Raw genomic sequence first — 20699 nt, 5'->3', positions numbered from 1 at the left:
TAGGATTTCGCCTGCTTGACTCGGCGTGCCGGTCGCTCCGGCCGCTCTTTGAATCCGTCGATCTTCACGAAGCCAACAAAGGGCATCCGCCCGGCGACTGCGCGCCGAAAAACATGCGGACCAGTGTAACGCTAGTGTTACTTTCCGTTTCGCAATATCCGCGAGCGAAAGGCCGCGGCCAGTGTCAAGTTCGTGTCAACTTTCACATGCTGGGACGGCGCCGAATTGAATGGACCGGCGGCGGGCGCGCTCATAAACTAGGGCCAATTCATCGGGCGGGGGGACGGCATGCTGATTCTCGGTCTTGCGCTGGTGGCCGCAACGCTGCCGCAACAGGATTATACCGCCGGCTATGCCGAGGCGACCTGCGTCGTCCGCGAGACCAATTCCAATCACCTCGCCCGCAAGGCGGCGATCGAGACCTGCACCACCCGCCATGGCTGGAACGCCGAGGAAGCCAAGCTCGCGATCGAGATTGGCGACGATTTCGCACTGTTCCTGGACGAGCGCGCGGCCGCGCGGAGCAAGGGGCTCGACACACAGATTATCGACGATGCTTTCGCCACGCTGACTCAACAGGAATATGACCAGTTCCGCCGCACCGACATCGCCGATCCGGTGCCGCCGCGCATCATGGCGATGATGGGGCAGCGGATCAGCGACCCCGCGATCCTGCGGCTGGCGCACGATCTGTTCGCTCGCCAGGTCCGCTCGATGAACCGGATGACCGATTTCATCGACCTGCGCGCGCGGCGGCGCTAGGCCGATGCGTGTCCAGGGCGGCTGCCAGTGCGGCGCGATCCGCTACGAGGCCGAAGTCGATCCGGCAACCTCGGCCATCTGCCACTGCAGCGATTGCCAGAAGTTCAGCGGATCGGCCTGGCGCCCCATCGTGCGTGCGCGGGCGGCGGATTTCCGGCTGACCGGCGAGCCCCGTGTCTATGTGAAGACCGCCGAAAGCGGCACGAAACGCGGCCAGGCCTTCTGCCCCGACTGCGGCTCGTCGCTCTACGCCTTCACGCCGCCCGATCCGGAGATTGTGAGCCTGCGTCTCGGCAGCGTCGATCAGCGCGCCGAGCTGCCGCCGCAGCGCCAGATCTGGTGCGCTTCAGCCCTGCCCTGGGCGCTCGATATCAGCGGGCTTCCGGCTTCCCCAAAGCAATAGCGCGTTCGAACACCGCCTCGAACATCTCGTGCGTGAGCCGCCCGGTATTCTGGTTGAGCCGCGAGCAGTGATAGCTGTCGATCAGCACCGCGCCGGAGGGCGGGCGGTGTTCGGCGAGATGGGCGAAGCGGCATTTGGGAAGCTTGCCGCCGAGCACCTTGACCGCGGACTGATGCGCGATCTCGCCGAGCGCGACGAAGACGCGGGCGTTCGGCAGCGCGGCGATCTGGTTCGCTAGGAAGGGGCGGCAATTATGGATCTCGGCGGGGACCGGCTTGTTGCCCGGCGGCAGGCATTTCACAGCGTTGAGGATCAGCACGCCCCTGGGCTCGCCATCTTCCGCCAGACCGAGCCTGGCGAGCGTCGCGAACAGCAGGTCGCCCGAGGCGTCGCCGGTGAAGGCACGGCCCGTGCGGTTGGCGCCGGTCCTTCCGGGGGCGAGGCCGATCACGACGAGCCAGGCCTCGGGATCGCCGAGCGCGGGGACCGGCGCGTTCCACCAATCGGGCTGTTCGGCCCGGAGCGCCTCGCGCACCGCGACCAGCCGCGGGCAGAGCGGGCAGTCGCGTGGCGGTTCGAGACTTGGCGGGGACATGGCGTGGCGATAGGCGCTTGCCTGTGGGAATAACAAGCTACGCCATCGCGCTCGGATCGAACCGTCCCGGCCGCCACGGCCCGCCGCGGCGCGAGCTGATGGCGGCGCTGGCCGAGCTCGCCCCCGTCGCCGCCTCGCCGATCCTCGACACGCCCCCGCTCGGCCCCTCGATCCGCCGCTATGCCAATGCGGTCGCGATCATCGAGACCGATGAGGACCCGCCCGCCCTGCTCGCGCGGCTGAAGGGGATCGAGCGCGCCTTTGGCCGTCGCCCCGGCCGGCGCTGGGGGGCCCGCGTACTCGATCTCGATATCCTCCTCTGGTCCGAAGGGGCGTGGAGCGGGCCCGGTCTCACCATTCCGCATCCGCAGTTCCGCGGGCGCGGCTTCGTGCTTGATCCGCTGGTCCGCGTCGTGCCCGATTGGCGCGATCCGCTCAGCGGCCGAACCGTACGCCAATTGTGCGCGAGGCTGCGGGGGCGTTGACCCGCAAGCGCCCCCCGCCTAGGGCAGCCGCCTTGGTGAGGGCTCGTAGCTCAGTCGGTAGAGCAACGGACTTTTAATCTGTAGGTCCCGGGTTCGAATCCCGGCGAGCCCACCATTTTCGCTTGCGACCCCTGCGGGTTCGCGGCGTCTCTATTCGCCGCGAATCTCGGCCAGCTTGCGTTCCCAGGCGAGCGCATCCTTGACGATCCCGTCGAGATCGTCGCGCTTGGGGCGCCAGGGCAAAGTTTCGAGGATGCGGCGGTTGTCCGCGACCAGCTCGCCCGCATCACCCAGCCGGCGCTCGGCGTAGCGGCGTTCGATCTTGAGATTGGTCACCCGGTCGACCGCGTCGAGCACTTCGTTGACCGAATAGCCGCGGCCATAGCCGCAGTTGAGCGTGTGGCTCTCGCCCGGGCGCGCGATCAGCAGGCCGAGCGCGTCGACATGCGCCGCGGCGAGGTCGCTGACATGGATATAGTCGCGCACCCCGGTGCCGTCGGCGGTGTCGTAGTCGGTGCCGAAGACGGTCACATGGTCGCGCTTGCCGATCGCCGCCTCGACCGCGATCTTGATCAGGTGGGTGGCGCCCGCGGTCGACTGGCCGGTGCGGCCCTGCGGATCGGCGCCGGCGACGTTGAAATAGCGCAGCGCGCAATAGTTGAAGTCGTGCGCCGCCGCGACGTCGCGCAGCATCAGCTCGGTCATCAGCTTCGAGGTGCCGTAGGGGTTGATCGGCAGCTTGGGGCTGTCCTCCGAAACCGGGACGATTTCGGGCATGCCATAGGTCGCGGCGGTCGAGGAGAAGATGAAGTGCCTGACGCCCGACGCCACCGCGCTCCCGATCAGCGATCGGCTGGCGACGGTGTTGTTGCGGTAATATTTGAGCGGATCGGTGACCGACTCAGGCACGATGATCGAGCCAGCGAAATGCATCACCGCGATCACGCCATGGTCGCGCATCGCCCCGCGGACCAGGGCCTCGTCCTCGATCTCGCCCTGCACCAGGGTCGCGCGCGGATCGACGAGGAAGGGGAAGCCCGTCGAGAGATTGTCGACCACCACCACGCGGTGCCCCGCGTCGAGCAAGGCCAGCACCGCATGGCTCCCGATATAGCCCGCGCCGCCCGTGACCAGAACCGCACCGTCGCTCATTGCATTCCCCGCATTGTGGTTCGCGCGCTCAATCCTATCTTGGCGGCATAAGCAAGGAGTGAAGAATGGCGATCGAAACCGCGACGCTGGCTGGCGGGTGTTTCTGGTGCACCGAGGCGGTGTTCAACGATGTGATCGGGGTGGAGAAGGTCGAGAGCGGCTATATCGGCGGCCATACCGACAACCCGACCTACAAGCAGGTGTGCGGCGGCGATACCGGGCATGCCGAGGCGATCCGCATCCGGTTCGATGCCGACCAGATCAGCTATGGCGAGATGCTCGACGTTTTCCTCGCGACGCACGATCCGACCCAGTTGAATCGGCAGGGCAACGATGTAGGCACTCAGTATCGCTCGGCGATCTTCCCGCATTCACCCGAACAGGAAGCCGAGGCCAAGGCCGCGATCGCCCGCGCCCAGCCCGATTGGCCGAGCCCCATCGTCACCACAATCGAGCCCATGGCGACGTGGTGGCCCGCGGAGGATTATCACCAGCAATATTGGGACGGCGAGGGCCAAAGGAATCCCTATTGCCTCGCGGTGATCCCGCCCAAGATCAAGAAGCTGCGCAAGAGCTTCGCGAACAAGGCCAAGGGCGCGGTGGCTTAGTTTTAGATCCTCCCCCGGAGGGGAGGATTAGAGGATCAAACCTTCACCAGCTCCACCAGCACCACGTCATAGCTGCGCATCTGGACGGTCACTTCGCCGCGCCCATTGCGCTTTACGGTGAGCGGATTGGTGATCGGCCGGTCGGCGGTCATCTGGTTGAGCAAATCGACCTGGTCGGTCCGGATCAGCTGGGGCGAACCCATCTCGATGAAGCCGGTATAGGCGTCGTTGCTGCGGAAACCGGTGCGGCGGATCATCACCTTGTACTCGCCCGGCTCCAGCCCCGCGACGCTGATCGTCAGCTGGCCCTGGTCCGCCGCGGGCAGCACCTTGGTGTAATAGCTGCGGTTGCTCACCTTCTGGTCCGGGCTGGCATAGTGCCAGGCGAGCAGCTGGACCTTGCCGTCCTTGATCGCGGCGATGCTCTGCGCGTCGCCGGTGGCATATTCCTTGTCGCCCAGGCTGTTCAGATATTTGTACGCGAACCAGGCCGGCTTGCGGACGCTTTGGGGGTTCATCAGTCCGAAGCCGCCCTCGAACGGCGCGTTCTGCGGGCCGGGCTCCTCGAACAGGTCGCTGAAGGTCCAGTAGCTCATGCCCTGGGCCAGCCCCTCGGTCCGGTGCAATTTGTCGAGGATGAAGGCCGCGCTCAGATAGGAGTCGTGGATCGAATCGCGCGGGGAATAGCTCGTGCTCCATTCGGTGAAATAGAGCGGAATCCCCGGATAGGGTGACGCGTCGATCTCCTTGCGGACGCGCGCGACGTCGCCGACGATCGAATCGGGCGAGGAATCGAGCTTGTTGTCCTCCTTGCCGTTCGCGTCGAGGAAGCCGCCCTTGACGCCGTAAGTGTGCGTCGCGACGAAATCGACCGGCAGCTGGTTCGCATGCGCGAAGGCGAGGAAATCGGGCACCCAGGCCGCGCCCGCGGTCGCAGGGCCCCCGACGCGGAGCTGCGGATCGGCCGCCTTGAGGATGCGCGCGGTGCGGGCGTAGAGATCGAAATAGGCGGCCTTGTCCGCCTTTTCCCAGAAGCCCGCGAGATTGGGCTCGTTCCACACCTCGAAATACCAGCTGCGGACCTCGTCCAGCCCGCGCTTCTCGATCTCGTGGCGGATGAAGGCATCGACCAGCGCGTCCCATTTTTCGGGCTGGGGATGCGAGGTATTGCCCTTCCAGTAGAAGATCTGATTGTCCGACGTCTTCATCGCCCACGGCGTGAAGCCCAGCTCGACGAACGGCTTGAGCCCGAGCTTGAGCAGCTCGTCATAGAGGAGATCGATCTTGGTCCAGTCATAGACCGGCTTGCCATCGACCTCGGTATAGGTGCCGAGCACGTCGTGGAAGATCGCGTGGAAGCGGATGTAGCGGAAGCGCAGCTCCTTCTGGACGGTCGCGAGCTGCGCCAGGCTGTCCTGCCGGTAGAGCGTGCCGGGATAGTCCGACCCGATCGACAGGTCCGCCATCCGGTCGCGCGGCTTGGAAGGGCCGGCGAGGTCGATGCGGATCGACCGGTCCCTGGCCTCCGCCGCTCCGCCGAGCGCGGTGGTCAACAGCGCCAGTGCGCCAAGCCAAGTCTTTGCTCCCACGCATCCCCTCCCCAAATCGTTACGATCGAATTCTGAGGCGGGGATGCGCGCTTGGCAAGCGCTGTCAGGGCAGCTTTTCGCCCTCGACCGGGGGACGCGATCCCGTATCGGCACCGAGTGCCTTGTAGACATAGCCCGCGATCAGCGCGCCGACGACCGGCGCGACCCAGAACCAGCCGAGCTGCCAGAAGGCATCCATGTTGCCGTTCAACGCCTCGATCAGCGCCGGGCCGGTGCTGCGCGCGGGGTTCACCGAGGTGTTGGTGACGGGGATCGAGATCAGGTGGATCAGGGTCAGGCACAGCCCGATCGCGATCGGCGCGAAACCCGCGGGCGCGCGGGCATCGGTCGACCCGAGAATCACGAGCAGGAACATGAAGGTGAGCACCACCTCGGTCGTCATCGCCGCGCCGAACCCATAGCCGCCGGGCGAAAGCTCGCCAAAGCCGTTGGTCGCGAGCCCGCCATCGTAACCGGCTGCCCCGCTGGCGATAGTGTAGAGCAGGGCCGCGGCGATGATCGCCCCGATCACCTGCGCCGCCACGTAGAGCGGGATGTCCTTCGCGGGAAAGCGTCCGCCGGCCCAGAGCCCGACGGTCACCGCAGGATTGAGGTGGCACCCCGAAATATGCCCGATCGTATAGGCCATGGTGAGCACGGTGAGGCCGAAGGCGAGGCTGACGCCCGCGAAGCCGATCCCCACATCGGCGATCCCCGCGGCCAGCACCGCGCTGCCGCAGCCGCCGAACACCAGCCAGAAAGTGCCGATCAGCTCGGCAAGCCCACGCTGCGCATTGGTCATGATTGCCCCTCCGTATCCGTTGATCCCATGACGCGACCCCCCGGGATGGCGCGGAGCTTAGGCTTCGCCTGGCGCGTGTAAAGATTGGCGACAGATCAACGCGGATGGGCGGCGCGGGCAAGACGGTCGTTGATGGCGATGCCGATGCCGGTGTTGGGGATCGGGGCGACGGCAATGGCCGTGGCGGGCGCTGCATCGGCGCGGTGGAGGGCGTCGAAGAGGTTGGCTGCGGCTTCGGTAAGATCGCCGGTGAGGGAGAGGCTTTCGTCGCCCGCCACTGCGCCGAAACCGATCAGCCATTCTTCCTCGCCCGCCATTGTCGCATTGAGCCGGACGGGTTTGGACGGCGCATAGTGGCTCGCAAGCTGCCCTGGCGCCTCGACGATCCCTGGCGAAGGCCGGGGTCCGGTATCGGAGAACGTCGTAACTGGGCCCCGCCCTTCGTCGGGGAACAGCTCCTCTTCGGTCAGCGGCCCGGGACGCAGCACCTCCCGCCCCCGCACGATCGTCGACTCGATCCCGCCGGGCGTCGCGCCATCGTCGATCACCAGCGGTATGCGGTCGCCGAGGCTCGCCACCACATGTTCCGCCCGCGTCGCGCTGATTCCCCCGCTGGCATTGGCGGAGGGCGCGGCGAGCGGCTTGCCCGTCGCCGCCAGCAAGGCGCGCATCGCGCGGTGCGCGGGGACGCGGATCGCGATGGTCGAGAGGCCGGCTGTGACCAGCGCGGCGATCCCGGCATCGGCGCGCAAGGGCAGCACCAGGGTCAACGGCCCCGGCCAGAACCTCCCGGCAAGCGCCCGCGCATCCGCATCGAACACCGCGATCCGCTCGGCCGCCGCCAGGTCCAGCACGTGCACGATCAGCGGATTGAAGCTCGGCCGTCCCTTGGCCGCGTAGATCCCCGCCACCGCGCGCGACTCGGTCGCGTCGGCGGCGAGGCCGTAGACCGTCTCGGTCGGCACCGCGACACAGCCGCCGTCCGCGATCACGCGCGCCGCATCCGCAATCGCGGCCTCGCCGTAAGGTAAGATCTGGGGATTTGTCGGGCTCACGCCCTGCGCGCTATAGCGCCCGGCACATAGCGACAAGAGACCAAGATGAGCTTCACGCCCGCCACCGCCGAACAACGCTTCGTTCTCGATCATATCGTCCGGCTGGGCGAGCTCTCCGAGGAGGCGACGCCCGACCTGGTCGAGGCGGTGCTCGAGGGTGCGGGCGCCTTTGCCGCGGGCGAATGGGCGCCGCTCGAACGGCTGGGCGATACCGATGGGCCCCGATGGACCGAGGATGGCGTGAAGATGCCCGCCGGCTTCGGCGCGGCGTACCGGGCCTATGTCGAGGGCGGCTGGGGGACGATCGGATCGCCCGTCGCCTATGGCGGGCAGGGCCTGCCGGTCAGCCTGTCGATCGCGGTGCTCGAGACGCTGGGCAGCGCCAACATGGGCTTCGCGCTCGCTCCGATCCTGACCGTCGGCGCGATCGAATCGCTCGTCCATCACGGTACCGAGAAACAGCAGGACCTGTATCTGCCCAAGCTCGCGACCGGCGAATGGACCGGCACGATGAACCTGACCGAGCCGCAGGCGGGATCGGACGTGGGCGCGCTGCGCACCACCGCCACCCCGCGCGGCGACGGGACCTTCCTGATCAAAGGCACCAAGATCTTCATTTCGTTCGGCGATCACGACATGGCCGATAATATCGTCCACCTCGTCCTCGCGCGGACGCCAGGCGCGCCCGCCGGGACCAAGGGCATCTCGCTGTTCCTCGTGCCGAAGTATCGCCTCAACGAAGACGGCACGCCCGGCGAGTTCAACGATGTCCGCGTGGTCTCGATCGAACACAAGATGGGGCTGCATGCCTCGCCCACCTGCGTGCTTTCCTTCGGCGACCATGACGATTGCGTCGGCGAGCTGATCGGGAACGAGATGGGCGGAATCGTCGCGATGTTCACGATGATGAACAATGCGCGGCTGAACGTGGGGCTGCAGGGGGTGCAGGTGGCCGAGCGCGCCACCCAGCGCGCGGTCGCTTATGCCCGCGAGCGCATCCAGTCGGCGCGCGCGGGGGCGCCCAGCCGCGAGAGCGTGCCGATCATCGAGCACCCGGACGTCCGCCGCATGCTGCTCCGCATGAAGGCGCAGACCCAGGCGGCGCGCGCGCTCGTCTATTACGCCTTCGGCCAGCTCGACCGCGCGCATGCCGGCGACGCCGCGGCCAAGGCGCGGGTCGAGCTGCTCACGCCGCTCGCCAAGGCGCATGGCACCGATCTGGGCAACGAGGTCGCCTCGCTCGGCATCCAGGTTCACGGGGGCATGGGCTATATCGAAGAGACCGGCGCCGCCCAGCATTTCCGCGACGCGCGCATCACGCCGATCTACGAGGGCACCAACGGCATCCAGGCCGCCGATCTGGTCGGGCGCAAGCTCTCGATGGACAATGGCGGGACCTTGCTCGGGCTGCTCGACGAGATGCGCGGCGATGCCGAGGACCGCGAGCTGACCCGGCTGATCGAGGCGTGCGACGAGGTGACGCGCTACCTGCTCACCGCCGATACCGACGACCGGCTGGCGGCCTCCTATCCCTTCCTGACGATGCTGTCGGTCGCGGTGTGCGGCTGGCTGATGGAGCTGCAGGGCCGCATCGCCGAGCGGACCGGGGGCGAATCGCCCTTCCTCGACATGAAGCACGCCGCTGCGCGCTTCTATGTCGAGCAGATCGTCCCCGAGGCGATGGGGCTCAAGGCCGCCGCGATGGCGAAGGCTGCGGCGCTCTATGCGGTCGATGCGGGGGCGTTCGCGACCTAGAAATCCTCGATCCGTGCGATGTGGTAGATTTTGAGATCGCGCTCGCCCAGGCCCAGCGCCGGCCATTTGGCGCGCCATTCGAGCAGGTGCGGCGCGCAGAAATGCCCGGCGAGCGTCTCGCGGTCGCGCCAGCGTTCGGTGACATGGATCAGGCCGGGATCGAACAGGTCCTCGGCATAGCTATACGCGATGCAGCCCGTCTCGGCGCGCGATTGCTCGATCATCTCGGCCATGGCGGGGCGTGCCGCATCGAGCCGGGCCGGATCGACCCGGAAGGTGCCGACGATGAGGATCATGGCTGCATGTCCGGCCGGTGCCGCTCGCCGGCCTGATCCTCCTCGACGCCGCTCTCGCGCTTCTTGAGCAACGCTTCGGTCGCGGTGGCGCGCGCGGGGTCGAACAGATGACCGAACGCCAGGCCGAGCATCATCGCCGCGCCGCCCAGGCTGCCGCGCGCGTTGCGCTTGCCCCAGCGGACCAGCCACGGGATCGATGCGACGATCGCCAGCGCGATCAGCGCCGCCAGCCAGGCCCCCATTACCCGTTCAGTTCTTCGCGGGACGCAGGCTCGTGCCCGCGCGATTGCCGCGCAGCGCGGTGAACCAGCTGATCGGATTGATCCAGCTTCCCGATCCGTCGAGCGAATGGGTGATGACCTCGGCGCGGCCGCTGATCGTCTCGAAAGGGACCGGCCCGCCCAGTCCCTTGCGGTCGAGCCCGAAGCGGCTGTCGGCGGATTGATCGCGATTGTCGCCCATCAGGAACAGGTGACCCGCGGGCACGGTGACCGGCCCGAAATTGTCGCCGGGGCTCACATAGCCGCCGGGCAGATCGCCGTCGCCCAGATCGATCGTGTCATAGCTGACGCCGTTCGGCAGCGTCTCGCGATAGAGCGGCATGCGGCAATAGAGCTTCCCGTCGGCGCCCGTCTGGCGGAAGGCCGCCTGCACCGCGCCGTCGCAGGGCGTGTTCTCGTCGACCGGGATCTCGGTGGTGCCATGGGGCACGCGCTTCACGGGCGTGCCGTTGAGGATCACCACGCCGTGGCTGACCTCGATCGTGTCGCCGGGCAGGCCGATCACGCGCTTGATCAGGTCGTTGCCGTCCTCGCGCCGCGCCACCGTGACGATGTCGCCGCGCTCGGGCAGGCGCGCGAACCAGCGGCCCTCGACCACATCGGCGCCGTGCACCGGCAGCGAGGCATAGGACCAGCCATAGGGATATTTGCTCACGACCAGCTGATCGCCCTTGAGCAGGGTCGGCATCATCGAATCGGAGGGGATATAGAAACGCTTGGCCGCGGCGGTCTGGAAGGCGAAGACGCCGAGCATCAGCATGCCGAAACCGATCAGCGTGCGCGTCCAGCTCTCGCGCGGGGATTCGGGCGTAGCGTCAGCCTCGCCCGCGCCGTCGATGTCAGGCGAGTTCACGGTCCAGCAGATCCTGTGCGTCGAGCCCGAGCAGCGCGATATGCTCGCGCACGCGCGGCCAGTATCCGGTCAGGAAACGCTCGCGCTCGGCGACGCGCAGCCGCTCGACCGCGCCCGGGAGCACGAACATGCCGACGCCGCGGCGGACCTCGACATAGCCGTCGTCCTGGAAGCTCTGATAGGCCTTGGCGACGGTCAGCGGGTTGGCGCCATGCTCGGCCGCGAGCGCGCGCACCGAGGGGAGCTGATCGCCCGCACGATACTGTCCGCGCAGGATCGCCGCGGCGATGCTGGCGCGAAGCTTGAGATATACGGGGCTGTCGTCGTGCTCGAGCGCTGTCATGCTGCTATAATACAGTAATCAGCCCTCGCGTCCAGCCCCCGGCGACCAGAAATGTGCGATTTCGGACAGTGTGGGCCGGGGCCGTTCCTCGAGCGCGCGCCCCGGCGTGCCGATGAAGACGAATCCGGCGATCTTCTCGCCCTCGCCCCCGAACAGATCGCGCACCGCATCCGAATAGGCGGCCCAGCCGGTGAGCCAGCCCCCGGCATAGCCCGAGGCGTGGACAGCGTGGAGCAGGTTCATGCACGCCGCGCCAGCGGAGAGTTCCTGTTCCCACACGGGAATCTTGTGCGGCACCACCGGCTTCGACAGGACGACCACCAAAGCGGGTGCCTGCATCACGAACTGCTCGGTCGCCTCGAGGTCGCGGGGGCCGCAATCCTCCGTCTCCGCCGCCTGGATCCGCTGGAGCGCGACCGACAGCGCGGCGCGGTCCTCAGGGCGCACCACGACGAAGCGCCACGGGAAGAGCTTGCCGTGATCGGGGGTGCGCCCGGCGATCTCGATCATCGCCATCAGCTCGGCCTCGCCGGGCCCGGGCGCGATCAGGTCGCGCGGCTTGCCCGAGCGGCGGGTGCGCAGCAGCGTCAGCGGGGTGGTGCGGTCGTTGAACATGGGAGGCATCTAGGGTGCCGCCGCGCGCACGCCAACCGCCATGCTTTACAGCGGGCTCATTCCGTTTAGTCTCCCCCGCCATCCGCCGGGCCTGCCCGGAAACAAAGATAAAAGGGACCAAATCCGCATGGTCGACACCCCAACCGCCGACTCCCCGGCAGAACCGGACATCACCCACATCAACCCCGCGTCCGAAAAGACCTGGTTCGGCCATCCGCGCCAGCTCGCGCGTCTGTTCACCACCGAGATGTGGGAACGCTTCGGCTATTACGGAATGCGGGCGCTGCTGACGCTCTATCTCGCCAATTATTTCCTGTTCAGCGATCGCACCACCAACGGCCTGTACGGCGGCTTCACCGCTTTGGTGTACCTCACCCCGCTGGTCGGCGGCTTGCTCGCGGACCGCTATCTCGGGTCGAAGCGATCGGTGAAGTTCGGCGCGATCATCATGTCGCTCGGCTATCTGACCCTGTCGATCGGCGCGGGGCTGGGCCAGGAGGCCAAGCCCTTCGCGACGATGGAGGGCACGCGCTATGAGGTGGTCGTCGACAAGGCGAGCCCGACCAAGCAGCAATATCTGGTCGATGGCGCCAGCAGGCTCGCGATCAAGGGCCAGGAGGACGGCACCGTCCAGCTCGTCGCCGCCGACGGCAGCATAGCCAAGACGGTGGCCAAGGGCGTCCTCGAGTTCGACGGCGAGCGCAACCCGCTGTTCACGATGATCCTGCTGGTCGGCCTGTCGATGGTCACCATGGGCAACGGCTTCTTCAAGCCCAACATCTCGACCATGGTCGGTTCGCTCTACGCTCAGGGCGACCGGCGGCGCGACGCGGGCTTCACCATCTTCTATATGGGCATCAATCTCGGCTCGCTCTTCTCGCAGCTGCTCTGCCCCTTCCTTCAGGAAGCGGTCGGCTGGTGGGCTGGCTTCGGGCTGGCCGCGGCGGGCATGCTCTTCTCCTGGGCGTTGATCCAGTTCGATGGCGGCCGGCTCGACGGCTATGGCGAGCCCCCGGCGGGCCAGCCCGACCGGTCGATGATCATCTATATCGGCGCGCTCGTCGCCGTGCCGGTGATCCTGTTCCTCTTCAACAATCTGATGAATGCCCCTGCCCCGGTCGAGGGTGCCGGCTTTATCCCCTATCTCGTCGCGCTGCCGCTGATGGGCAAATTGCTGTTCGGCACCTTCCTGATCGGCATCCCGGCGATCCTGATCTGGTCGGCGATGGTGGGCACCAAGACCGAGCTGCAGATGATGCTCGCGGCGATGGTGCTGATCGTGTTCAACGTCTTCTTCTGGACGCTGTTCGAACAGGCCGGCTCGTCGCTGACCTTGTTCGCGGACCGCAACACCGACCTCTCGGTGTTCGGCTGGTTCACGATCACCGCGGGGCAGACCCAGTTCTTCAACGCCTTCTTCATCGTCGCGCTGGCGCCGGTGATGAGCATCCTGTGGACCAGTATGGCCAAGAACGGGATCGAGCCGACCATTCCGGTCAAATTCTCGATCGCGCTGGCGGGCGTGGGCCTCGGCTTCCTGTTCCTGGTCTGGGGTTCGCAATTCGCCGACGCGGGCTTCAAGGTCGGGATCTGGTGGCTCGCGGGGCTCTACCTGATCCATTCGGTCGCCGAGCTGTGCATCTCGCCGGTCGGTCTCTCGATGATCACCAAGCTCTCGATCGCGCGGATCGTCGGCATGATGATGGGCGTGTGGTTCCTGTCGATCAGCTGCGCGCAATATGTGGCGGGCGTGGTCGCGCAGTTCGCCAGCGTCGAAACGGTGGGCGGCCAGGTGACCAACCCGGCGGTCGCGCTCCAGACCTATGTCGCGGTGTTCTGGAACATCGGCCTGATCGCGATCGGGGCCGGGCTGGTGCTGTTCCTGCTGTCCTTCCCGCTCAAATACTGGATGCACGGCGTGAAGTGATGGGATCGGGGAGGGGTTCGTGCCCCTCCCCCTCTCCCTCCCGGTTCAGACCTGGACCAGCATCACCTCGGGCAAGGGCGGCAGCGCCTGGCCCTGCTTCTCCATCAGCCTTTCCCAGCTCGTCGCGGCCATGCTCGGCCGTGCTTCCATCCGCGCGATCCAGGCCGAGAGATTGGCGTGCGGGGCCAGCAGCGCGCGGCCCTCGTCGAAGTGCGGCAGGAAGCTCAGCTGCGAAATCAGGTGGCAATCGGCGAGGCTGATCGCGTCGCCCGCCATGAAGGGCTGATCGTCCAGCAGCCGCGCGACCTCGCCCACCGCGACCGCCCCGTCCGGGATCGCCGCTTCGATCCTGGCTTCATCGACCGGCATCCCGAAGCGCGGCGCGACCAGCCGCTGGAACGCCATCGGGCCGGTGATCCGGGGCGCCAGATAATGGTCGGCAATGTTGAGCAGCTGATCCATCCGCGCCGTCTGGCGGATGTCCGAGGGCGTCAGCGAAGGTCCGCCCGCCACCCGGTCGATATAGCGCAGGATCGCCTGCGCCTCGTACAGCGCGAAGCCGTCATGCTCGAGCGCTGGCATCTTCTGGAACGGGTGCCGCGCAGTGTGCTCGGGCGAACGCTGTCCGCCGAACGCGAACGCCGCGAGCGTGTAAGGCACGCCCTTCTCTTCGAGCGCCAGCAGCGGCGAGCGGACATAGGGGCTTCCGGGAATTCCATGGATCACGAACATGACGGCCTCCAAGGGTTAGTGCCATCTAACCGTTAGTTGTGGCTAACCTATGAGTCAATAGTCTGGAAAGCAGAAGGGCGCCGCACCCGCGTGCGACGCCCCTCCCAAAACCACCGGCAAGCGAGCTTACCAGATATGCACGCGCTGCGCGGGCGGCAGGTACAGCTTGTCGCCGGGCTTGACGTTGAACGCGACATACCAGGCATCGACGTTGCGGACGATGCCGTTGACGCGGAACTTGGCCGGCGAGTGCGGATCGGTGAGCAACGCCGCGCGCTGCGCATCCTCGCGCACCTTGGCCTGCCATGCCTGCGCATAGGCCAGGAAGAAGCGCTGGTCGCCGGTCAGGCCACCGATCACCTTGGCCTTGCCATGGACCGCCTGATAGCGCTGGAACGCGCCATAGGCCGCCTCGACGCCGCCCAAATCGCCGATATTCTCGCCCATCGTCAGCGCGCCCTTGATGTGCGTGCCGGGGATCGGCTCGTACGCGTCATACTGGGCGCCGAGCGCCGCGGTGCGCGCCTTGAAGGCCTCCTTGGCCGCCGGGGTCCACCAATTCTCGAACTTGCCGGTCGGGCCGAACTGGCTGCCCTGATCGTCGAAGCCATGGCCCATTTCATGGCCGATGATCGCGCCGATCGCCCCGTAATTGACCGCCGCATCGGCGTTCGGATCGAAATAGGGCGGCTGCAGGATCGCGGCCGGGAAGGTGATCTGGTTGCCCAGCGGGTTGTAATAGGCGTTCACCGTCTGCGGGGTCATGCTCCACAGGCTGCGGTCGACCGGCTTGGGAAAGCGCTGCAGGTCGAGTTGGTGATCGAACTCGGCGGCGCGCATCGAATTGCCGAGCACGTCGTTGCGATCGACCATCATCGACGAATAGTCGATATATTTGTCGGGATAGCCGATGCGCGGTTCGAACGCCGCGAGCTTGGCGAGCGCGGCCTTGCGGGTCGGCTCGTCCATCCACGGCGCCTTCGAGATACGCTCCTGATAGGCGCCGCGCAGATTCTCGATCAGCTCGGTCATCTTCGCCTTGGCCGCGGGCGGGAAATGCCGCGCGACATAGATTTCGCCGACCGACTCGCCGAGCGCGCCGTTGACGATCTGGATGCCGCGCTTCCAGCGCTGGCGCTGGGTCTGCACGCCGGACAGCGTCTTCGAATAGAAGTTGAAGCGCGCCTCGTCGAAGCGCTTGGGCAGGAACAGCGCATTGTCGCTGATGAAGTGGAAGGCGAGATAGTCCTGCCACACACCCACCGGGGTCGCGGTGAAGATCTTGCCCTCGGCGGTCAGCGCGGTGTTGGTGGTCATCAGCACCGTCGGCGACGAGGCGATGCCCGCGGTCTTGAGCATCAGCTCCCAATCCCAGTCGGGCGCCTTGGCCTCGAGCCCGGCGAGCGTCTGCGGATCGTTGAGCTTGGCGATGTCGCGGCTCTGGACCGGGGTCCACTGGACCTTGGCGAGCGAGACTTCGAGATCGTAGATCGCCTGCGCCTTGGCGCCCGCATCGGCGACGCCGCCGAGCGTCAGCATCTGCTCGATATAGGCGCGATAGGCGGTGCGGAAGCCGTCATACTTCGCGCCTTCGAGCAGGTAATAATCCTGCGGCATGCCGAGGCCGCCCTGGCCCGCGACCGCGGTGTAATGCGTCGGATCGGCGAGATCGGGGATGATGCCCACGCCCACCGGCGCGGTGTAGCCGGTGCTCGCGAACAGGACCTGGATCGCCTGCTTGTCGTTCGCGCCATAGATTTTGTCGAGATAGGGCTTGAGCGGCGCGGTACCGCGCGCCTCGATCCCGGCCTCGTCCATCCAGCTATAGTAGAAGTCGCCGATCTGCTTGCCCTTGGCGCCGAACTGGCCGGGGTTCTTCGCCATGTCGTCGAGGATCGCGCGGACATTGGCCTCGGCTTCCTCGGTCAGCTTGACGCCGTAACCGGCGCTGGCGCGGTCGGCCGCGATCTGGGTACGCGCATCCCAGCCGCCATTGACATAGGTCCAGAAGTCGTCGCCGGGTTTCACATTCTTGTCGATCGTGGTGAGATCGACGCCGAACGTCCCGTAACGCGGCGCATGGGTCGCCGACTGGGTCAGCGCCGGCGCGGCGACGGCGAGAAGGGCCACACCCACGGCGAGGCGGGCGAACTTGTTGATTTTCATGGTGAAAACACCCCCGAATAAAGCTGTATTAGCGAGATATATCGCCGAGCCCCCGAGTCGGCAAGCTGCGAATCGCATTATTACGGGGGTGTGACGGTTTGGAGCGGCTGGGCGCGAAGAGTCACAAGAGTCACGGTCTCTACGCGCACGCGCGCGATCTGCCTTCCGTGACGGCCCGGGCAAGCCCGAAGAGTCACAAGAGTCGCGGTCACTACGCGTGCGCGCCTGACCGGCCTTTCCGCGGCGGCCTGGTCCGGCAGGCACAGGCGTGCCCGGATGCTTCGGCAGGCGTTCGGAAGTGGCGGTCGGCTGGCGCATGGCCGAACGCTTGCAGATTGGAGGCGTGTAGGACAGCGCTTTGTGGGGGCCTAGATTTCCCCGAGCAGCCGCCGGTAGATTATGAGCATGTCCTCGCCGAACAGGGTGAAGGTGACGCATGCGATCCCGGCATGGCGTTCGAGCGCCGCGCGCGTCTCGGCCACCGCGATTTCCGCCGCCGGCTCCCAGGGATAGCCATAGACGCCGGTGCTGATCGCCGGAAAGGCGAGCGTGGTGAAGCCCTGTGCATCGGCGATTTCGAAACAGCGGCGATAGCAGCTGGCGAGCAACTCGGCTTCGCCCTTGCCGCCGCCCTGCCAGACCGGCCCGACGGTGTGGATCACATGGGCGGCGGGGAGGTTGTAGCCGCCGGTGAGCTTGGCATCGCCGGTCTTGCAGCCGCCCAGGCTGCGGAGCTTGCGGCATTCTTCGAGTAGCCCCGGCCCCGCCGCACGATGGATCGCCCCGTCCACGCCCCCGCCGCCGAGCAGCGACGAGTTGGCGGCGTTGACGATCGCATCGACCGCCAGGGTGGTGATATCGGCCTGCATCGCGCGGATGCGGGGATCGGATCGTTCGGCTCCGGCCATGGCCGGACCATCCGGCCCGGCCCGGCGCGCGTCAACCGGCGAACAGCTTCCCAGCGGCGACGTCGCTCAGATATTGATCGCTGAAATCGGTGGCGATCTCGATCCACAGCGGATGATGGTCCGACATCTGCCAGGTCCGCCATTTCTTGTAGATCGCCTCGGGCGTTTTGGCGTTGAACTCGCCCTCGCCCTCGGGGTCGGCCTTGGGGAGCGCATCCTTGTAGAGCGCGAAATCCTCGTCGCGGAACACGTCCTCATACATTTGCAGCATGCCGCCGCCGAGCACCTTGAAGCGGGGATCCTTCACGCGCACCGCGATCTGATCATAATAGTGATTGCCTTCCTTGCGAACCTTGTCGCCATCGATCGCGTCGGGAACGACGAAGCCGTTCGACTTGAGCGCGCGCATCGTATCGTGATCGGGCTTCACCACGTTGAAATCGCCGAGGATGATGTAATTCTCGACCTGCCCGTGCCGGTCGCGCTCCTGCTTGCTGACCTTATCCTGGCGGTCCGCGAAGAATTTCACCAGCGCCTGGATCTCGGCGATGCGCTGCTGGAGCTTGGGCCCCGAGGCGGCGCCGTAATAGAGATGCGCGGTGCACAGGCTGAAGCGGAACCAGCCCGATTGGAACGCCACCATGAAGGGCGAGCGCGCGAACTGGACCTCCTCGAACACATTGGCGAGCGGCACCCCCGTGCCGGTGGCGTTCTCCGGAATGGTGACGCTCTTCTTCGACGCCTTCTCCGCCTTGATCAGCTCGTCCTTGGGCAGCACGATTTCGCCGGCGATCTTGCGGAACCAGATCTTCTCGGTGTTGTAGACGAACACCATCCGCTCGTCGTTTCCGCCCGCGCCCTTGGTGGTGTCGGTGGCGATATAGTCCCATTCGCGGCAGAGGATCGCCATCACCTTTTCCCAGGCGGTGAGATCGCGGTTGATTTCCTGCACCGCAATCAGATCGAAGCAGGAGAGCATCTCGGCGATGTAATAGAGGCTCTCGGTGCGGCGCGGACCATAGCCGAACTTGTTCGAATCGAAGTCGCGAAGATTCCAGGTCGCGAGCAGCAAGGATGAATCACATTTGCGCGTCCTGAGCGGCGTCTGGCGCTTGCGGATATCGATCAGCCGCTGCGCGCATTGCCTGGCACCGTCAGGGTCCTGGGCGAAATCCCGCCGCATCCTGGCGTACATATTCGACATGGCGGCCGCTCCCCTCTTGGCGATCGGCCTTCGGATATAGCGTATTTGTTACGCTTGCGGATGTTTTATTGCCGCCGTTTCGGAAGCGAGCCTCAGCTCGACTTGACCCGGTTCGCGACGAGATCGTCCACGACCGCGGGATCGGCGAGCGTCGAGGTGTCGCCGAGCGAGGAGACATCGCCTTCCGCGATCTTGCGCAGGATGCGGCGCATGATCTTGCCCGAGCGCGTCTTGGGCAGGCCGGGCGCGAACTGGAGCGCGTCGGGGGTGGCGATCGGCCCGATCTCCTTGCGGACCCAGTCGCGCAGTTCCTTGCGGAGCGCGTCGCTCGCTTCGCAGCCCGCGTTGAGCGTCACATAGGCATAGATGCCCTGCCCCTTGATGTCGTGCGGCATGCCGACCACCGCGGCCTCGGCCACCTTGCCGTGGAGCACCAGCGCGGACTCGACCTCGGCGGTGCCCATGCGGTGGCCGCTGACGTTGATCACATCGTCCACCCGCCCGGTGATCCAGTAATAGCCGTCCGCATCGCGGCGGCAGCCGTCGCCGGTGAAATATTTGCCGGGATAGGTGGTGAAATAGGTCTGGAAGAAGCGCGCATGGTCGCCCCAGACGGTGCGCATCTGCCCCGGCCAGCTGCGCGCGATGCACAGATTGCCCTCGGTCGGGCCGTGGAGCACCGTGCCTTCGCCATCGACGATCTGGGGATCGACCCCGGGCATCGGCTTGGTCGCCGAGCCGGGCTTCAGGTCGGTGGCGCCGGGGAGCGGCGCGATCATCGCGCCGCCGGTCTCGGTCTGCCACCAGGTATCGACGATCGGGCAGCGGCCCTCGCCCACCACCTCGTGATACCAGCGCCACGCCTCGGGATTGATCGGCTCGCCGACGGTACCGAGCAGCCGGATCGACTTGCGCGAGGTGGCGGCGACATACTGGTCGCCCTCGCGCATCAGCGCGCGCAGCGCCGTGGGGGCGGTGTAGAGGATCTCGACCTTGTGCCGGTCGGCGACCTGCCAGATGCGGCTCGCATCGGGCCAGTTGGGGACGCCTTCGTACATCAGCGTGGTCGCGCCGTTCGAAAGCGGGCCATAGACGATGTACGAATGCCCGGTGACCCAGCCGATATCCGCCGCGCACCAGTAGATCTGGCCGGGGCGGTAGTCGAAGACGAGTTCGTGGGTGAGGCTCGCCCAGAGCAGATAGCCGCCGCTCGTATGGAGCACGCCCTTGGGCTTGCCGGTCGAGCCCGAGGTGTAGAGGATGAAGAGCGGGTCCTCGGCCCCCATCGGTTCGGGCGGGCACTCGGCGGGGGCGTTCGCCGCGGCCTCGTGATACCAGATGTCGCGGCCGGGCTGCATCGCGACATCGCCGCCCGTCGCCTTTACCACGATCACCTTCGCCAGCACCGGCGCATGGGCCGCGGCGGCATCGACATTCGCCTTCAAGGGCACCTTCTTGCCCCCGCGCCGCCCCTCGTCGGCGGTGATGCAGAAGGCGCTGTCGCAATCGGTGATACGGCCCGCCAGGGCTTCCGGCGAAAAGCCGCCGAACACCACCGAATGGATCGCCCCGATCCGCGCGCACGCCAGGATCGCGAAGGCGGCCTCGGGGATCATCGGCATGTAGACGGTGACGCGGTCGCCCTTCCTGACGCCCTCCGCCTTCAGCACATTGGCGAAGCGGCAGACCTCGGCATGTAGCTCGCGATAGGTGAACTTGCGCGGCGCCTCGTCCGGCGCGTCGGGTTCCCAGATGATCGCGGTCTGATCGCCGCGCTTGGCGAGGTGCCGGTCGACGCAATTGGCCGCGACATTGAGCCTGCCGTCGGCGAACCAGCTGATATGGAAGTCCTTCTCGTCGAACGACCAGTCGCCCGCCAGCTCGGGCCGCTTGATCCAGTCGAGCCGCCGCGCCTGTTCGAGCCAGAAGCTGCCGGGATCCGCGATGCTGCGCCCGTAGAGCTTGTCATATCCCGCGGCATCGACGCGCGCGCGCTTCGCCCATTCCTCGGGGACGGGATAAACGCTCTCGCTCATGGAATCCTCTCTAGCGGGTCTTCGCCGCTTCCTTCGCAAGCCCAGCAGACACACGCAAGCGGCTGATTTCCGTTACGTCGCCGCTCCGATCCCCGGCATCAGCAATGTTTGCGACAAAGTGCGACAAAGATT

Annotated in this window: 21 protein-coding genes and 1 tRNA gene; 7 read left to right on the top strand and 15 right to left on the bottom strand. The window is 66.5% G+C overall.

Translation table 11 applies throughout. From position 1 onward, the window contains the following. Nucleotides 1–288 precede the first annotated feature (288 nt). Together OF829_RS08485 and OF829_RS08480 are read left to right on the top strand one after the other, a co-directional pair. A complete protein-coding gene (locus tag OF829_RS08485; protein ID WP_264939547.1) occupies nucleotides 289–762 on the top strand; it encodes a hypothetical protein in 474 nt (157 codons plus the stop codon). 4 nt (nucleotides 763–766) lie between these two features. Beyond that, nucleotides 767–1165, top strand: a complete 399-nt coding sequence (locus OF829_RS08480) for a GFA family protein (protein ID WP_264939546.1) — start codon at nucleotides 767–769, stop codon at nucleotides 1163–1165. On the opposite strand, the gene OF829_RS08475 is transcribed toward OF829_RS08480, so the two are convergent. Beyond that, nucleotides 1134–1760 carry a uracil-DNA glycosylase gene (locus OF829_RS08475; RefSeq protein ID WP_264939545.1) on the bottom strand — a complete coding sequence of 209 codons (627 nt, stop codon included), beginning with the start codon at nucleotides 1758–1760 and terminating at the stop codon, nucleotides 1134–1136. The two genes, OF829_RS08480 and OF829_RS08475, sit on opposite strands and share 32 nt — an antisense overlap. A gap of 23 nt (nucleotides 1761–1783) precedes the next feature. Between OF829_RS08475 and folK the strand changes: the two genes are divergently transcribed. Continuing rightward, on the top strand, nucleotides 1784–2245 hold the full coding sequence (folK, locus tag OF829_RS08470; protein ID WP_264939544.1) for a 2-amino-4-hydroxy-6-hydroxymethyldihydropteridine diphosphokinase: 462 nt from the start codon (nucleotides 1784–1786) through the stop codon (nucleotides 2243–2245). A 39-nt stretch (nucleotides 2246–2284) separates the two neighbouring features. After that, nucleotides 2285–2360, top strand: a tRNA-Lys gene (locus OF829_RS08465). A gap of 35 nt (nucleotides 2361–2395) precedes the next feature. Here OF829_RS08465 and galE read toward each other — a convergent pair. Then, a complete protein-coding gene (galE, locus tag OF829_RS08460; protein WP_264939543.1) occupies nucleotides 2396–3397 on the bottom strand; it encodes a UDP-glucose 4-epimerase GalE in 1002 nt (333 codons plus the stop codon). 65 nt (nucleotides 3398–3462) lie between these two features. Between galE and msrA the strand changes: the two genes are divergently transcribed. Continuing rightward, nucleotides 3463–4005, top strand: a complete 543-nt coding sequence (msrA, locus tag OF829_RS08455) for a peptide-methionine (S)-S-oxide reductase MsrA (protein ID WP_264939542.1) — start codon at nucleotides 3463–3465, stop codon at nucleotides 4003–4005. 35 nt (nucleotides 4006–4040) lie between these two features. Here msrA and OF829_RS08450 read toward each other — a convergent pair whose 3' ends face one another. From OF829_RS08450 to OF829_RS08440, 3 genes are all read right to left on the bottom strand, one after another. Further along, nucleotides 4041–5594, bottom strand: coding sequence for a GH39 family glycosyl hydrolase (locus tag OF829_RS08450; RefSeq protein WP_264939541.1), 1554 nt, complete (start codon nucleotides 5592–5594; stop codon nucleotides 4041–4043). Between the two features lie 64 nt (nucleotides 5595–5658). Beyond that, nucleotides 5659–6396, bottom strand: a complete 738-nt coding sequence (gene aqpZ, locus OF829_RS08445; protein ID WP_264939540.1) for an aquaporin Z — start codon at nucleotides 6394–6396, stop codon at nucleotides 5659–5661. Between the two features lie 95 nt (nucleotides 6397–6491). Further along, complete coding sequence (locus tag OF829_RS08440) at nucleotides 6492–7451, bottom strand: L-threonylcarbamoyladenylate synthase (protein ID WP_264939539.1); 960 nt, start codon at nucleotides 7449–7451, stop codon at nucleotides 6492–6494. Between the two features lie 45 nt (nucleotides 7452–7496). On the opposite strand from OF829_RS08440, the gene OF829_RS08435 reads away from it, so the two are divergent. After that, on the top strand, nucleotides 7497–9206 hold the full coding sequence (locus tag OF829_RS08435) for an acyl-CoA dehydrogenase (protein WP_264939538.1): 1710 nt from the start codon (nucleotides 7497–7499) through the stop codon (nucleotides 9204–9206). On the opposite strand, the gene OF829_RS08430 is transcribed toward OF829_RS08435, so the two are convergent. The 5 genes from OF829_RS08430 to OF829_RS08410 are packed head-to-tail and all read right to left on the bottom strand — an operon-like array spanning nucleotide 9203 to nucleotide 11594. Beyond that, nucleotides 9203–9502 carry a putative quinol monooxygenase gene (locus OF829_RS08430; RefSeq protein ID WP_264939537.1) on the bottom strand — a complete coding sequence of 100 codons (300 nt, stop codon included), beginning with the start codon at nucleotides 9500–9502 and terminating at the stop codon, nucleotides 9203–9205. The two genes, OF829_RS08435 and OF829_RS08430, sit on opposite strands and share 4 nt — an antisense overlap. Continuing rightward, nucleotides 9499–9744, bottom strand: a complete 246-nt coding sequence (locus tag OF829_RS08425) for a hypothetical protein (protein WP_264939536.1) — start codon at nucleotides 9742–9744, stop codon at nucleotides 9499–9501. Before OF829_RS08425 ends, OF829_RS08430 begins: the two co-directional genes overlap by 4 nt. Before the next feature lie 7 nt (nucleotides 9745–9751). Further along, entirely contained in the window at nucleotides 9752–10636 is an 885-nt protein-coding gene (gene lepB, locus OF829_RS08420) for a signal peptidase I (protein ID WP_319951540.1), read from the bottom strand. Continuing rightward, on the bottom strand, nucleotides 10623–10979 hold the full coding sequence (locus tag OF829_RS08415; RefSeq protein WP_264939535.1) for a GntR family transcriptional regulator: 357 nt from the start codon (nucleotides 10977–10979) through the stop codon (nucleotides 10623–10625). The genes lepB and OF829_RS08415 overlap by 14 nt, the downstream gene beginning before the upstream one ends. An 18-nt stretch (nucleotides 10980–10997) precedes the next feature. Beyond that, nucleotides 10998–11594 (bottom strand): nitroreductase family protein, encoded by a 597-nt coding sequence (locus OF829_RS08410; protein ID WP_264939534.1) that lies wholly within the window; start codon nucleotides 11592–11594, stop codon nucleotides 10998–11000. 127 nt (nucleotides 11595–11721) lie between these two features. Here OF829_RS08410 and OF829_RS08405 point away from each other — a divergent pair, with 127 nt between their 5' ends. Beyond that, nucleotides 11722–13521, top strand: coding sequence for a peptide MFS transporter (locus tag OF829_RS08405; RefSeq protein WP_264939533.1), 1800 nt, complete (start codon nucleotides 11722–11724; stop codon nucleotides 13519–13521). Between the two features lie 45 nt (nucleotides 13522–13566). On the opposite strand, the gene OF829_RS08400 is transcribed toward OF829_RS08405, so the two are convergent. The 5 genes from OF829_RS08400 to acs all read right to left on the bottom strand — a co-directional run bounded on the left by OF829_RS08400 (nucleotide 13567) and on the right by acs (nucleotide 20567). Further along, complete coding sequence (locus OF829_RS08400; protein ID WP_264939532.1) at nucleotides 13567–14253, bottom strand: glutathione S-transferase family protein; 687 nt, start codon at nucleotides 14251–14253, stop codon at nucleotides 13567–13569. A gap of 126 nt (nucleotides 14254–14379) precedes the next feature. Next, the gene (locus OF829_RS08395) at nucleotides 14380–16419 is read right to left on the bottom strand and encodes a M13 family metallopeptidase (RefSeq protein ID WP_264939531.1); all 2040 of its coding nucleotides are present in this window, start codon (nucleotides 16417–16419) and stop codon (nucleotides 14380–14382) included. A 368-nt stretch (nucleotides 16420–16787) separates the two neighbouring features. Continuing rightward, nucleotides 16788–17327 carry an O-acetyl-ADP-ribose deacetylase gene (locus tag OF829_RS08390; RefSeq protein ID WP_264939530.1) on the bottom strand — a complete coding sequence of 180 codons (540 nt, stop codon included), beginning with the start codon at nucleotides 17325–17327 and terminating at the stop codon, nucleotides 16788–16790. Between the two features lie 31 nt (nucleotides 17328–17358). After that, the gene (locus OF829_RS08385; RefSeq protein ID WP_264939529.1) at nucleotides 17359–18531 is read right to left on the bottom strand and encodes an endonuclease/exonuclease/phosphatase family protein; all 1173 of its coding nucleotides are present in this window, start codon (nucleotides 18529–18531) and stop codon (nucleotides 17359–17361) included. A 92-nt stretch (nucleotides 18532–18623) separates the two neighbouring features. Continuing rightward, a complete protein-coding gene (acs, locus tag OF829_RS08380) occupies nucleotides 18624–20567 on the bottom strand; it encodes an acetate--CoA ligase (protein ID WP_264939528.1) in 1944 nt (647 codons plus the stop codon). Between the last annotated feature and the right edge of the window lie 132 nt (nucleotides 20568–20699).

Source organism: Sphingomonas caeni (assembly GCF_026013415.1).
GTDB lineage: Bacteria > Pseudomonadota > Alphaproteobacteria > Sphingomonadales > Sphingomonadaceae > Sphingomonas > Sphingomonas caeni.
This window is presented reverse-complemented; position numbering and strand designations above follow the sequence as displayed.

Coding starts and splice junctions, on each gene's coding strand:
- OF829_RS08430 (WP_264939537.1), bottom strand. CDS start 9,502: ATGATCCTCATCGTCGGCACCTTCCGGGTCGATCCGGCCCGGCTCGAT.
- OF829_RS08435 (WP_264939538.1), top strand. CDS start 7,497: ATGAGCTTCACGCCCGCCACCGCCGAACAACGCTTCGTTCTCGATCAT.
- OF829_RS08410 (WP_264939534.1), bottom strand. CDS start 11,594: ATGTTCAACGACCGCACCACCCCGCTGACGCTGCTGCGCACCCGCCGC.
- OF829_RS08480 (WP_264939546.1), top strand. CDS start 767: ATGCGTGTCCAGGGCGGCTGCCAGTGCGGCGCGATCCGCTACGAGGCC.
- OF829_RS08405 (WP_264939533.1), top strand. CDS start 11,722: ATGGTCGACACCCCAACCGCCGACTCCCCGGCAGAACCGGACATCACC.
- acs (WP_264939528.1), bottom strand. CDS start 20,567: ATGAGCGAGAGCGTTTATCCCGTCCCCGAGGAATGGGCGAAGCGCGCG.
- galE (WP_264939543.1), bottom strand. CDS start 3,397: ATGAGCGACGGTGCGGTTCTGGTCACGGGCGGCGCGGGCTATATCGGG.
- OF829_RS08395 (WP_264939531.1), bottom strand. CDS start 16,419: ATGAAAATCAACAAGTTCGCCCGCCTCGCCGTGGGTGTGGCCCTTCTC.
- OF829_RS08400 (WP_264939532.1), bottom strand. CDS start 14,253: ATGTTCGTGATCCATGGAATTCCCGGAAGCCCCTATGTCCGCTCGCCG.
- OF829_RS08485 (WP_264939547.1), top strand. CDS start 289: ATGCTGATTCTCGGTCTTGCGCTGGTGGCCGCAACGCTGCCGCAACAG.
- OF829_RS08425 (WP_264939536.1), bottom strand. CDS start 9,744: ATGGGGGCCTGGCTGGCGGCGCTGATCGCGCTGGCGATCGTCGCATCG.
- OF829_RS08475 (WP_264939545.1), bottom strand. CDS start 1,760: ATGTCCCCGCCAAGTCTCGAACCGCCACGCGACTGCCCGCTCTGCCCG.
- msrA (WP_264939542.1), top strand. CDS start 3,463: ATGGCGATCGAAACCGCGACGCTGGCTGGCGGGTGTTTCTGGTGCACC.
- OF829_RS08415 (WP_264939535.1), bottom strand. CDS start 10,979: ATGACAGCGCTCGAGCACGACGACAGCCCCGTATATCTCAAGCTTCGC.
- OF829_RS08385 (WP_264939529.1), bottom strand. CDS start 18,531: ATGTCGAATATGTACGCCAGGATGCGGCGGGATTTCGCCCAGGACCCT.
- aqpZ (WP_264939540.1), bottom strand. CDS start 6,396: ATGACCAATGCGCAGCGTGGGCTTGCCGAGCTGATCGGCACTTTCTGG.
- OF829_RS08390 (WP_264939530.1), bottom strand. CDS start 17,327: ATGGCCGGAGCCGAACGATCCGATCCCCGCATCCGCGCGATGCAGGCC.